The organism is Agrobacterium sp. B1(2019), assembly GCF_008274755.1.
Lineage (GTDB): Bacteria > Pseudomonadota > Alphaproteobacteria > Rhizobiales > Rhizobiaceae > Agrobacterium > Agrobacterium salinitolerans.
The window spans coordinates 765,529-778,286 of the sequence record NZ_VTPB01000002.1 but is presented as its reverse complement, the minus strand read 5'-3'; the positions used below and the strand labels follow the sequence as shown (position 1 = coordinate 778,286).

At 59.0% G+C, this 12,758-nt stretch carries 13 protein-coding genes; 4 read left to right on the top strand and 9 right to left on the bottom strand.

Annotated elements, in window-relative coordinates; all coding sequences use genetic code 11:
- Positions 1 to 151 precede the first annotated feature (151 nt).
- The 7 genes from AGR1_RS18330 to AGR1_RS18300 form a co-directional block, all read right to left on the bottom strand.
- Positions 152 to 385 carry a hypothetical protein gene (locus tag AGR1_RS18330; protein WP_162927594.1) on the bottom strand — a complete coding sequence of 78 codons (234 nt, stop codon included), beginning with the start codon at positions 383 to 385 and terminating at the stop codon, positions 152 to 154.
- Between the two features lie 94 nt (positions 386 to 479).
- Complete coding sequence (locus tag AGR1_RS18325; RefSeq protein WP_080795197.1) at positions 480 to 917, bottom strand: helix-turn-helix transcriptional regulator; 438 nt, start codon at positions 915 to 917, stop codon at positions 480 to 482.
- 126 nt (positions 918 to 1,043) lie between these two features.
- Positions 1,044 to 2,189 (bottom strand): hypothetical protein, encoded by a 1,146-nt coding sequence (locus tag AGR1_RS18320; RefSeq protein WP_149148016.1) that lies wholly within the window; start codon positions 2,187 to 2,189, stop codon positions 1,044 to 1,046.
- Positions 2,186 to 2,899, bottom strand: a complete 714-nt coding sequence (locus tag AGR1_RS18315; RefSeq protein ID WP_149147798.1) for a TfuA-like protein — start codon at positions 2,897 to 2,899, stop codon at positions 2,186 to 2,188. The genes AGR1_RS18320 and AGR1_RS18315 overlap by 4 nt, the downstream gene beginning before the upstream one ends.
- A complete protein-coding gene (locus AGR1_RS18310) occupies positions 2,896 to 4,095 on the bottom strand; it encodes a YcaO-like family protein (RefSeq protein ID WP_149148015.1) in 1,200 nt (399 codons plus the stop codon). Before AGR1_RS18310 ends, AGR1_RS18315 begins: the two co-directional genes overlap by 4 nt.
- A 37-nt stretch (positions 4,096 to 4,132) precedes the next feature.
- Positions 4,133 to 4,561: a hypothetical protein gene (locus AGR1_RS18305; protein ID WP_149147797.1), complete on the bottom strand. Its 429-nt coding sequence runs from the start codon at positions 4,559 to 4,561 to the stop codon at positions 4,133 to 4,135.
- An 8-nt stretch (positions 4,562 to 4,569) separates the two neighbouring features.
- The gene (locus tag AGR1_RS18300) at positions 4,570 to 6,522 is read right to left on the bottom strand and encodes a BTAD domain-containing putative transcriptional regulator (RefSeq protein WP_187772226.1); all 1,953 of its coding nucleotides are present in this window, start codon (positions 6,520 to 6,522) and stop codon (positions 4,570 to 4,572) included.
- Positions 6,523 to 6,694: 172 nt separating this feature from the next.
- On the opposite strand from AGR1_RS18300, the gene AGR1_RS18295 reads away from it, so the two are divergent.
- The 3 genes from AGR1_RS18295 (at position 6,695) to AGR1_RS18285 (ending at position 8,986) form a co-directional block, all read left to right on the top strand.
- Positions 6,695 to 7,186: a hypothetical protein gene (locus AGR1_RS18295; protein WP_149148014.1), complete on the top strand. Its 492-nt coding sequence runs from the start codon at positions 6,695 to 6,697 to the stop codon at positions 7,184 to 7,186.
- A 125-nt stretch (positions 7,187 to 7,311) separates the two neighbouring features.
- Positions 7,312 to 7,647 carry a hypothetical protein gene (locus AGR1_RS18290; RefSeq protein WP_149147795.1) on the top strand — a complete coding sequence of 112 codons (336 nt, stop codon included), beginning with the start codon at positions 7,312 to 7,314 and terminating at the stop codon, positions 7,645 to 7,647.
- Between the two features lie 424 nt (positions 7,648 to 8,071).
- The gene (locus AGR1_RS18285) at positions 8,072 to 8,986 is read left to right on the top strand and encodes a TIM barrel protein (protein WP_149147794.1); all 915 of its coding nucleotides are present in this window, start codon (positions 8,072 to 8,074) and stop codon (positions 8,984 to 8,986) included.
- A gap of 78 nt (positions 8,987 to 9,064) precedes the next feature.
- Here the strand turns inward: AGR1_RS18285 and AGR1_RS18280 are convergent, their stop codons facing one another.
- Positions 9,065 to 10,462, bottom strand: a complete 1,398-nt coding sequence (locus AGR1_RS18280) for a family 16 glycosylhydrolase (protein ID WP_080795213.1) — start codon at positions 10,460 to 10,462, stop codon at positions 9,065 to 9,067.
- Between the two features lie 275 nt (positions 10,463 to 10,737).
- Here AGR1_RS18280 and greA point away from each other — a divergent pair, with 275 nt between their 5' ends.
- Positions 10,738 to 11,220 (top strand): transcription elongation factor GreA, encoded by a 483-nt coding sequence (gene greA / locus AGR1_RS18275; protein ID WP_080795216.1) that lies wholly within the window; start codon positions 10,738 to 10,740, stop codon positions 11,218 to 11,220.
- Between the two features lie 9 nt (positions 11,221 to 11,229).
- Here greA and AGR1_RS29635 read toward each other — a convergent pair whose 3' ends face one another.
- Entirely contained in the window at positions 11,230 to 12,648 is a 1,419-nt protein-coding gene (locus AGR1_RS29635) for an O-antigen ligase family protein (RefSeq protein ID WP_162927596.1), read from the bottom strand.
- Between the last annotated feature and the right edge of the window lie 110 nt (positions 12,649 to 12,758).

Genomic DNA, 12,758 nt, shown 5'->3' with positions numbered 1-12,758 from the left:
CGAGGCCCGGTAAAAACCGGGCCTCGACAAACGCTGGGAACAAATTTTATAAAATAGGTGCGTCCGGTGTGTTTCAGTCCAGCCGGAACCGCAGACGAAAAATGTCTGCAGCTCTGCGCAATTGCAGACGCGGTCTTTTAAATGCAGTTGTTTAATGTAGCTCGGCGTGTGCCAAACCGCTGCCGTTCATCTCTGCACCTGCGTTCGGCAGGCCATGCTGATTGATGTCCTGTGCCAGCGACAACAGCGCCATTTCCAGGAAATAGGTCGACATGCCCAGTTCCAGAGATTTCGAGCGCTGGCAGAGATAGGAAACCATCCGCCCGAGCGCCAGAATCTCGTCCGCATTGTCCTGTTCAAGTATAGCCGTGGTAGACGCCGCCATGATTCCCTCTCGACAGTCGACACTATGAAAACGCGATGATGTTGCGTTGTTCATTTTCGACCACATCGAGCGTCACGCGAGCGTCACACCTGCGTCAATCGCCGTTTTTGTCCGCCGGCGCAGCGGCGTTTTCCGCCGCTTCAGTGGCGGCAAGCGATGTCACGAGAGCGACGATGCTTCTGCGCACGGCGGCGCTCTTGATGCGCGAAAAGGCCTGGTTGAGCGAAAAGCCTTCATTCGAGGCCACGAAGGTCTGCATGGCATTGATCGTACCAAGGGCCGGATTGGCCGGATCGCCATCGGGCGTGGCGTTGGCGAACAGGGAGCTGACGTCCACGCCGAGAATCGACGCGATGGCCTGCAGACGGGACGCACCGACACGATTGGCGCCCTTTTCATACTTCTGGACCTGCTGGAAGGTGATGCCCAATCGCCCGGCCAGCGCACTCTGGCTCATGCCGAGCGACTTGCGGCGCATTCTGATTTGTGCGCCGACATGGACGTCGATCGGGCTGGGTAGTTTGGCGTGCATTACAAATTCCTCCGCTTGAGGTTCTTAAATCCGATGATTATCAATTAATATTGTTGAAGGTATACATTCAACACAATTTCCACGGGTATTATGAAGCTTTATTGACGAAATTGCACGGTTTTTCGTTCATAATCGCGTGTCCGGGCCGCGATTTATTATTTTTGTCGCACAACGCAACGCACCGTTGCGGCTGGAAAGGTGGCTCCATCCGCTCACGCCGATGGTTTGAAAGCCGAGTCCGTCCCAAATTCTTCGATTCATCGCATCGAATTCCTCAAGCGGTTCGGTATCGCCGAAATGCGGAATCCAGACGAATGGCCGTTTCTGACCGGAACGTATGACATTTTCAAGAAATACATTGTTGTAAAGTCTGGGCAGGCATTTGTTGGTGTCGATGGCCGGCGAAATCGGGATGGGGTTTCGCTTGATCGCAAAGCCCTGCCGCGCGAGCCAAAGCGCCGAGGCATCCAGTTTTCGTTTAAGCTCCGTTGCGGCGCGGGCATCGCATCCGCCATGGGCGAGGGGGTCGGCGAGGAGCAATAGCGGCCGGCCGCCGCTTCTCAGACCGGTGACGGAAACGAACTGGTCAACGTGAAAGCCGCATTGGTGCATTTTTTTATCGGCAACCTCTGCTCCGCATGTTTCCATCGCGGAAAAATCGGAAGAAACCGGAACTTTACCGAGATCGCCCGGCCGATATCCAAAACTGAAAATGCTGCTGCCGTCGAGAGCCTCAATCTTTCGCAACCGCTGCGAAGGGATGGGCGCATCGCTTCCGATTCCCCTGTCATCCCGCAGGCTGGAATGGCCCACCAGCCGAAAATCCGGGCCGACAAGCTGGTTGCCCCCTGCCAGGGCGACATCCGAATGGGTTGTCGCCGCTCCCAGATATTCGGCGAGGCTGGCGCCGACGGCGTTCTCCGCCAACAGCAAGAATTCCGCCGTAATATCCGCCGCACGTACATGGAACATGTCCTGTATCCATGGATGGGAAACACTGTCGTTTCCGGCAAGGGGTATCAGCTCCGTGCTGCAGCGTGCTGGCAGGCTGCCGAGCCAGGCTCGTGCCGACTGGAGACAGGCGTGATCGATCACGATAACGGCGGTGATATCCGAAGGCAGGGCCGAGAGCAGGTTTCCGATTGGAACGAGCGGTGAGACAGTGTCAGCGGCCCTGTTCTTCGCAAATAAAGAGGCGGGCAGTGCAAGCGCAATCGTGCGGATCAGGCCGCCGCAATCTGGTATCAGAGACAGGGGCTGGATGGCGCTCAAGACGTTTTGTTCCCTGCCGGTCGCCTTGCCGCCAATTGCTGGAAAAACATCGTATTCTGGAGTTTCCATGATGGCGGCGGTGGCGATGGCCATGTTTCTCCCGTGAGCATTGCCAGAAGCCTCGTCGCATCGTTTCTCTTGACGGAAACCGCATTGGCCGCGAGCAAATCTGCCGTCGCGGAGCCGAAGCCGGCTTCGGCAGCGATGGAGCGCCAGGTCCTGCCGGCAAAATGCAGGTTGCTGGCGGCAAGCGCGAGCGTGCCATATTGCTCCGGGGTGAGCGTCTCGCTGCAGGCCGCAAGCGTCGCCTCGGCGTCCACCAGCGCAACCGTTAGTGGGCGGTAATCGAGCGCGCCGGGCGCGTGGCTCACCGCTACATCGGCATCGGAAAAACGCCGCCCATCCCGATAAGCCTCGAAAATCTCGCCGATGCCGATCATGCCGAAGGGCGCGCATTCCGCCGCCCTGAGCGCACCCATGCTGGCGGCGCCGAAAACGGTAACGCCGTTCGACAGCGCATAGAGGATTTCCTTGTGCCAGACGGCGGCGCAATCGCCGTAAAGCCCGTCGATCAGCCCGATTGTCCCGACGCCTTGCCGAACCGCATCGAAAATATCGCCGCAGGCGGCCGGACCGCGAAGATCGAGACCGGCAGTATATTTGCCTGCGATGCCGTGGATGGACGGGCCTGCAAAAACCACCGGCTTCATCCGAGGCCTCCGACAGTCAGCAGGTGATCGAGAGTGCGTTGCGAGATGTGTTGCAGGCCGCCGCCGGCCGGGGCAAGGCCGCTTGCCAGAACCCGCACGACATGCAGGCCGGATACCTCCGTTTCCAGCGGAAAGACATAGATATCCTCGATGCCGCCGGCGAACAGGTGCGTCGCAAGTTGACGCCATGGCGGCGAAGACGCGGCGTCATGTGTAAAATCGAGATTGGCCGGCACCCTTTCCATCGGCTGCACGCCGGCGGCCGCAGACCCGGCCGCAACCATATCCCGCTGGTAGCGGAGAGGAGAAAGATCGTCCCGCGCGCCGCTGATATCGGTCAATCGCGACTGTATCGCCTCCAGCAGCGCTGCAATCGCAGCGCCATGAATATCAGGCCGGCAAGCGGCCCCCGCGGCGCTGCGGGTGGCAGGCCCATCCTGCGCCTGCAGCGACCGGGGCAGGCTCGCCATCGCCACCGGCACGCCAAGCCCATTCGTCAGGTCGAAGAAGGACGGCGGCAGGCCGATGTCCGACAGATGTTGGACAAGACAGTCAAACGAAGGATCGACGCCAGCCGGAATGAGGACTGGTCGCGGTGCGACGGCGCGCGTCTCGAAAGTGTCGACGAGAAAGCAGGCGTCGTTTTCAACGAGTTCGAGCAGGGCATGGAGAACCGCATGGTCATGGTTGAACCCGGCCGCGAGCCCTTGCGAACTCATGCGGAAGGTCCGCCGGTCCCATGGGAAGTCCACGCGGAAATCCATGCCCACAAGTTCGTAAGGCGCAAAAACCTCCTGTTGCCGGCGAATGGACGTTCCCTTCACCCAGGCGCGTTCTTTTCGTGGATCGAGCGCGTCGTAATCGACCCTGCCGACGGTTTCGAAGGGAATGAGAGGAGTTCCCTTCTCCCGCATCTGCTGAACGGAGCTGAAGGCGGCGATATGTTTGCGGGTTTCTTCTGCAACCGCACCTTCGATCGCTTCCATGATCGCCGATAGCCGGGCCTGTTCCGCGACAAGCCCCTTGCCCTGCGAGACCGACAGCCCGCGCGAATTGGGCCGGGTAGCGAACCAGACGGGAATGCCGATAATATCGAGACCGGTTACATCACCGACACGGGTAATCCCGAACCGCCGAAGCAGTCCGGGATCGAAGAACGAAGCGTCGGCATGTCTTGAAGCCGCTGTCGCTGATATGGGAGCATCGGCGTGGGCCAAGGCTGCGCGACCGCGATCAGGGCGCGGTGTTGCTGTCGTCGGCAAGGATCGCATCGTACAGCTCGCCGGTGACGGCGCCGGCCGGGCCGACAGCCTTCAGGGCCGCTTCGATCGGCGCCTGTACCATACGGTTGAAATCCCAGCCGGCGTCGACCACTTCGCCGATAAAGGCGAAATCGGCTTCGGAAACCACGGCGCCGCCGGCGACGAGGGCTTCGATGCCCTGGATCTGCACCTGATCCAGTTCCGCTTCCGGTTGGCCGTCCTGGCGAACGAGCATGGACTTTGCGGCCGCGGCCACGCGGGCATAGCCATCCACGCCCGGATGGCTCGCTTCATACGCGGCAATCGTCTCATGCGAGACGGACGCAACCCGAAGCGGCGCCGTGCGAATGAAGAGAACGCCAAAACCTTTTTTTCCGACAATAAAGAAATGCGAGGACATAATATCTCCTATTTAATCCCAGCTAATCGAAGTGCGTGATAGAATTTTTCATTCGCTACCGGATCCCGGTCCGGAGACAGACTGCTGATCTCCCTCGCCGTCATACCCGGATAGTTTTCCTGAAGCCTGTTGCCGGTTTCCTGAGCGGCGGCCAGATCGCCATGCAGGGCGTGGCTTGCGGTCAAGACGCGCAACGCAGGTTCGTCATTTTCCATCCGCCCGCACAGTTCCACCGCCGTGCCGTAATCCTCGCGCTTGAATGCGATGCTGGCGCCGGCCCACCAGTAGATGTCGGGCGCCAGGGGATTGAGATCGATGGCCTGCTGAAATTTCTCCCAGGCGATTTCCGCATCGCCGAAATGAGCGAGCGCGTCGGCATGCTGGAGCAGGAGGTCGGCCGAGTTGGGCGCCAACGCCTCTGCCTCGAAGAATTTTTCGGCGGAGATGTCGAAATCCCGCTGGTAGAGCGCCACCACCGCGCACATCCAGTGGCCCACCCCAAGGGCGGGGTCGATTTCGACGGAGGAGTCTGCTTCCGCCTTGGCGCGATGCAGGAGATGGGGGTCGTTGCCGCCCAGCATCAGCCATTCCAGTTGCAGGCTCTGCGCCACGCGGGCGCGGGCAACCGCCATGCCGTGGTCGAGATCAACGGCCTTGCGGAACATCGAGCGGGCTCTTCTGAGAAGCGGCAGATCGCATTTGCCACGCAGAAGCTGCTGGCCTTCCAGCAATTGCCGGTAGGCCTCGCCGCTGTGGTTGCGATCGGGCTCCACCTGGAGCCGCTCGATTTCGCGGGCAAGCGCTGCAGCCACCTGTTTGGAGAGCAGGCGGAAAGCGGCGTGAATATGTCGTTCGGTCAGGACCGCCTCCAGCGACCAGACGATTTCACCGCTGGCCTCCTCGATCAGCGCAACCGACATGCGGGTTTCGTCGAACACAGTCGAAATGATGCGGTAATCCGCCCGCAGCATGGCGTAGCCGTCATCGGCCCGGTCATGCGCCAGTGCGAAGGTGCTGTGCGGCGAAAGCACGGTGAAGGTGCGGTATCGGACAAGGCTGTTGGCGACATCCTCGACAAAGGCCTGCATGACCGGCGAGACCGGCTGCCCGTCGACCCTTGCCGGACGAACGAATGCGACGCGTGGTTTCGTCTGGGATTTCCGGCGACTGCCCTCTTCCGCCTCGGCGGGGGCCGCTATCGTGGCGGCCAGGCTTTGTATTCGCCGTCGCAGCGCCACGGTTTCCGCTTCCGGCGAACGACCTTCCTGACGAAGCTGCTCCATCAGGAGCTGGTGCATGCCCTCACAGGCGCTGATATTTCCGATCCGCGCATAGGCCGCCATGGCGGCGCGGTAGGTTTCTTCGCGTTCCGGTTCGAGCTTGCAAGCGCATTCGGCAAGCCTGGAGATGTCGTTCGAACTGGCGCGGCCAAACCGCGTCAATTCCTCCAGAAGCTGGGTATAGCTCGAAAAGAACAGGTCCCTGAGGCGGCGGCGCTCAGAAAGCAGCCAGAGATAGAGATGGTCCTGCCCGGCCTCCAGCCCCTCCAGCAACTCGCCGCCGAATTCCAGCAGCGCATTGAGCCGCCGCATCGGGTCTTCGGCCCTTGCGCCGGCAAGGAAGACGGCAAGGTCGGTGCGCTGCGCCAGCCTGCCGGCCTTCAGGTCGTTTCCTTCGGTCAGAAGGATGGCGTCGTCCTCATTGGGAAGTTTCTGCAGGCGCAGAATGAGCTGCCGTAAATTGCCGAGAGCCCTCTTCTGCTCGACATTTTCCCACAGCAGCGATGCGGCGTGCTGGCGGGAAAGGGACTGGTTCGGCGCAAGGATGAGGGCGGCGGTCAGCGCGAAGCCCTTGGACGGAAAAAATGCCTCCCGCACCGCGTCACAGCGCGGGGTGCCAAAAAGCCGGATCGGTATCAGTTCAGCGTTCCCAGCCACTTTCGTCCCCTCATGAACCATCATCTAACAACGTGTCCGGGAAATTGAAAGTCATCATAGCGTTCCATTTGACGCTGGTGTGACGCGGCTTGGGTAGTGTCGCAGACAGAAGCATGAATAACGGGTGGAAAACAGCGGACATGCGACGGGCAGGCATCGGGAATTTTCGACAGTGATAGCGTTCAACGGAAGCTACATGGCCTTCGAGCCGCGTATCGAGCCTTACCAGCGTGCCGACGATGTCGGATATGCGGTCAGTGAATTCATGTGGTTCAAGGGTCGTCCGTTCTATCCGGTATCGGCGCTCGTCCATGCGAAGGTCGCGCATGCCAGGCTGTCTGCGGAAAAGGGGGACGACGAGGACGAGGATAATCTCGATATCCTTTTTCGCATGCCGCTGGTGGCGGGCGGGCACTTTTTCGAGATTGTGCTGCGTTCGAATGAGGGGACGTCCTACGGCGGCTGGGTGTGGGGAGAGGAACTGGAAATCCTCAATGAATTCGTCAACGGTTATCGCGTTCTGGCGGGGAAGTTCGACGACAGGCTCATCCGATTCGAATATTCCAGGCGATTTAAGCGCTACCGGACAATCGAGCCGCTGCCGGTGGAAAAATCCGTCTTCCTGATCCAGCGGGAGGCGAAACCTTATGCGGGCAGACGTGATCTGCCGGGGGTCCCGGTAGCCTGATGACGGGGCGGCCTTTGGGTCGGCGGGGGAAGCATGGACGCGCTTATCGCGGCATGTCCGGTAAAGCGCAGCTTTACCGGAAGTAACTCGTGAATATTTTTATTTTTATTGTGTGGAAGATTATGATGCCCAATAGAGGTAAAGTGCGTAACAGGGGGGTATCATCGCAGCTTGTGGCGGTGAATTGCGTTTCCGACGACGATACGCTTTCCGATGCGGAGAGCGTCGGGGATAACTTGCGTCCGCGCGGCGACAGGCTCTACGTTGTCGGCGAACCTGTTTCGCAGAAATCACCTTCATCTGTCGTCGTGGACGATCGAGCCGGAGACGAGGCGTCGGGCAGGGCCGAGGTTCGAAACAGGATCGTCGATGCCGATATCAGGGCCGCAAAATGGGCCTGGGCGATCTTGGCCATCGCGCATTGCTGGCTGATTTATTTCATGGTGTACAATCTCGGTTAGCGCCTTCCGCCCGAATACATCCGGCTTTAACCCACCGGTGCGAAAACCCATCGCCGCAATTTGCGGCCATTTCGATTTTGAGCGGACCCGAGCGCCCGAAACCGGACCTTGCGACAATTTCCCCTCGCACGTCTTCATGATGCCGCCGCTTGTCCAGGCGCGCGGCGTGCTCTGCCTGCTGTTTGCCTGCGGTAATGTCATAAAGCTGTAAATGAAGAAACTTAATTGACGGATCGGTTTCAACGGAAACGGATCACCCTGTCCCGTTCGCTTTCTAAAACAATGGCGGTGACCCTGGACTTTCTTACGACATCGCACCGCCCGGGATAGACGACGCCAATATCGGCCGCCCGGACCTGCTTGAAGTGGCGTCGCATGTACGGCGCCCGAACTCCCATGACCTTCTAGCCCTGGAGATAACGACGTGAGCAATCTTATAGGTACCGGCTTCAACGCCGGCTCGGATGATGGCGAACTGGCCACCCTCGAAAACGATCTGCGCGCGCTTGCCGAAATCGGCTGCGATACCGTGGAAATCGCCGCAACAAGCCTCGACATGATCGCCGGCGGCCGGATCATCGAGGAGCGCGCCGACCGTTTCGTTTCGCTCGCGAAGCGGTTCGACTTCCGCTACACCGTGCACGGTCTCGTCTCTTCGAATTTCATGGATCCGGTGACATGCCGTTACCAGATCGACGCGGCCAAGGCGCTTGCCGTTTTATGCGACCGTATCGGTGCGGGCATTCTCGTCCAGCATAGCGGCGCGCTGCGTGCCGACCAGATCGCCGAACGGGCCGATGCCGACAGCCGCGAGCGGGAAGCGCTTTTCGAACTGGCTGAATTTTGCAGGCCCTATGGCGTGCGCATCGCCCTTGAGAATATCTTTTCCACCGAGCCTGGCCAATATCGCCAGACGCCGGCCGAGGTGGCCGCAACCGTGAAGGCTGTCGGGCACGACAATCTCGTAGCGCTGATCGACTTCAGCCATGCCTATCTCGAATCGACCTATCGTGGCCTCGATTTCCGCGATGAACTTCGCGCCATGGCGCCGGTTGCCGGCCATCTGCATGTGCATGATTCCTTCGGCCGCCCGCAGGGCTTCTATCAGCCCTACTTTCCTCAGGAAAACACGGCGCTCGGCATCGGCGATCTGCACATGCCGCTCGGCTGGGGCGATATCGACTGGCAGAACATTTTCTCTGAACTTTCCTTCCTGCCCGATACTGTACTGATGATGGAAATCAGCCGCCGCTATCGCGCCGAGCAGCCGGCAAGCCTCGAAACGGCGCGGCATCTGATTTCGCTGAATGCCGCCCGCACCCAGCTCGCGGCCGAGTGATGGGCCTGAACAAGGCGTAAGCCGAGAGGCTGATGTTTGAAACACCGGCAGTCCCGATGTGACTGCCGGTGTTTTAATTCATGCGGCCCAGTCGGAGAGCGAATAAGCCCTGATGTAATCGATCATCATCTGCGAGCCGTCGCTGAAATCGGCTGCCGATGGCGTTCCCGCCGTGCCGCCGACGGCAAGGTTGACGACCATGTACATGGGGTCATGCATATCGTCAGGCGTGTCCGTCTGCGCCACGGCGACATCATCGAAATACCAGGTTATGTGTTCGGCATCCCACAGCACGCCATAAGTGTGAAACCCGTCCGTACTCGGTACGCTGACATTGTTGATCACCGATGTCTGTTCACCGGTGGCGTTGGAATGGGCGGACATGATGAGCGTGTTGGGGTTCTGGCCGCGCATTTCGATGACATCGAGTTCAGGTGGCCAGGAGCCGTCCTCGGGCAGCAGCCAGAAGGCAGGCCAGGCGCCCCGGTCGGTCGGCATATCGGCGCGGATTTCGAAATAACCATAGGTCTGGCTGAAGGAGGAATAGGTGTTCAGCATCCCCGAGGTATAGTCATAACCCTCGACCTCGTCTGCAATCGACTGCGGGGTCTCCTCGGCGGTGATGGTCAGGACGCCGTTTTCAAGGCTGAAAGGATTGACCTCCGATGTGCCGGCATAGGCCGGGTTGATATACCATTGCGCCTCACCATTCGTCGTCAGCGAGCTTCCCTTTTCCGGCGCCCACCAATATTTGGCGTCCCAGATACCCTGATCGCCACTGCGCAACGAGAGCGTATCGAATTCATCGGCAAAGGTCTGGGTAAGTGACGAGCGGTCGAGGCTGAGTTCGAACTGGTCGGCCTGAATGTCGTCTACGGTCGTTCCAGCAAGAACGATGGCCTCGCCATTCGAAAAATTGAGCCACAAGTCGTCGCCTTGCTGTGTGGCGCTGCCGACAAGCTGATCGAAAGATGTGATGCCGTAGCCATTGAGCCGGATCGTGTCGTTGGCGCTGAAATCGGTAATGAGATCGGTGCCGTTGCCGCTCGTGAAAACAAAGGTGTCGGCCCCGCCGCCGCCGATCAGCACGTCGTTGCCAGCGCCGCCATCGATCGTCTGGCTGCCCGACCCGCCGGTGATGATGTTGTCGAGCGAATTGCCGAAGGCATAACGCCCGTCACCCGTTACACGCAGATTCTCGAAATTGTCGGGCAGGGTGTAACTCATCCATGTATCGATGGTGTCGATGCCTTCCCCGGCATTTTCAGCGGCGCGATTGATGCTGGAATAGAGATAATAAATATCGTCGCCCGTGCCGCCGGCCATGGTCACGTTGACGGAACTGTCGCCCCACATGGAATCATTGCCTGGCGTGCCGGTCAGCAGCGGGCCGGAACCCGTGGCGGAGAAAAATCCCGTGGAACTGCCGCTGTAATAGAGTGTGTCTCCAAGCGCATTCACTACTGTCCGGGCCATGAACCGTCTCCTGTCCGTTAGCGTTGGCGTCTCACTCCTCCTGCCGCACACCCTAACAGGGCAAAAAGCCTCCTGTTAGGCCGAAATATGAGGGGTATGTTCCGTTGCGGTTGCATTGAGCTGTTGAACGACCACGTTGTCCTAACCCGCTTGCGCCTGTTACATGTCCGTTTTAAACCCGCGCAGCGTGCTCTTGCGGTGCGCCTGCGAGCGATGGCAGGATTGGGGCGGATCGTAGATGTGTCGCGGGGCATATCGGGAATGGAGTGTCAGGATTGAGCGTAGCCTTTACCAAGGAAGACAGTGCGGAAACCGCCGCCGAAACCGTTCTGCCGGACCGGATAATCTCGCCTCATCCCAATCTGGTAACGCGGTCCGGGCTGAAGGCCCTGGAAGAGCAGCTGCGGCTGGCGCGCGAAGCCTGTGAGGCGGCTAATGCCATTGAAGACATCAATGAAAGACGTCGTATTTCCGCCAGCCCGCTTCGCGATCTGCGATATTTCTCCGAGCGTGTCCGTACCGCGCAATTGATGCCTGATCCGCCAGCGGACGGTGTCGTCGTCTTCGGTAGCCTGGTGACGTTCAGCCGCGATGACGGGCGAACGCAACGGTTCCGGATCGTCGGCGAAGATGAAGCAGATCCCGCTGCGGGAACGATGTCCTATGTCTCCCCGGTTGCAAGGGTGCTGATGGGAAAAGCGGCTGGCGATCTCGTCAGTTTGGGCGGGAGGGAGATCGAGATCGTCGATGTGGCCTGAAACGTCCCGTCAGAACACAGGCGGCCTTAGACCCGGCGTGTCGCTGATGAGGCTTCGTTCTCCCCTGTTGCGTGCATTGTCTGCCGTTCCCAGCATCCGCATCATTGTGTTTTTCAGGAAAAGCCTGAAGTCCAGATCAATGGCGGCATAGGCAAGCCCAAGCCCCACATGGGCCATGAAGACGGGGTTGAAATTCAGCTCTTCAAATTGATAGCCAATAATGACGCCGATTGCTGAATAGGCGAAAAAGCCGATTTTGCGTTTCCGGAAAATTACATAAACCAGCGCAAAGGCGCTCATGATGCAAAATCCCAACCCGGAAGCGTAGGCGGTGGCCATAAAACCATTATGTGGTGTGCCGATCCTCGATATCCGCGCAAGTTCTTCGTATCGCGCGGTAAATCCTATGCCCAAAGGATGCTGGAACATGACCTGAAAACCGCCGGTGATCGTCTCCCACCGCTCATGCAAATTGTTGCTGCTGTTGCTGTCCTCGAGAAAACGCTTCGAAAAGGCCTGTTCCGCAAAGTCGAAAGCACCGAGCGGCAAAACGGCGGCGATGACGAGGGCGCTCAAGGCAAACCCGAAATAGGTGCTGAGCAGCATTTTGATCGAAAAATTCCGAACGTAGAATAAGAGCCCGATGGCGAGGACGGCAAACACCCCCGAGCGGTTGAGCGTGAGGGTGAAGCTGGCGAGATATACGAGCAGAAACACGGCAAACAGAGCGGGGCGTTTGTGGCGTTCGGCGACATAGGCCACCGCCGCTCCGGCCAGCGCGAAGGCCGGTCCAGCTGTGTTGCCGACGGGCCATATGCCGCCTGCCTTTTCGACGCGCAAAAGCAGCGGGGTTATCTCACCTTTCGCCGCAAGCTCCAGCACGCCCGCCTCATCGAACATGAAGGACAATCCGAGCGAGGCGAGTTGGTCATGGATGACGATGTCCAGGAAAAGCAGGATCGTCACCGCTATGAACCCCGCAAATATGCCCCAGCAGAACAGTTCGAGGAGGTTTTCCTTGAACAGCATATAGGCAAAGAACAGAAAATAGACGGCATAAAAATAGGTCATCGCCGTTGTATAAAACTCGCCATCGCCGCGCGCGTCGGCAAACAGCGTCGTCAGGACAAACAGCATTGTCAGCGGAACAAGATAAAACAGGATAATCGACAGCGTCAGGCAGCGAATGTAAAGCAGGGCGAGGACGGGCAGCGTCATCAGCACCAGCATGTCGGTGATATTGAGGAAACGCAGGCCGAGATTGCTGGTCAACACATTGCATTGAATGAAGAAGCCGATGGAGAATACGAATATCGCGAGAAAGACGCCGGGAATATTGATTGTTTTTGACGGGTAAAGCGGCATCGCCAAAACAAAACCCGGTATAGAGGGCTGGCACGACGCCGCATGTTTTGCTGGTCTTCTCATCGGCAGTCTCAATCTTTTGTAAGCGGATTTCGACTGTCCATAGGAGAGCGCTACCGCCTGGCAATGAATATAATATAACGATTATTAGTGGGCCGGATGGCGCCGCCACG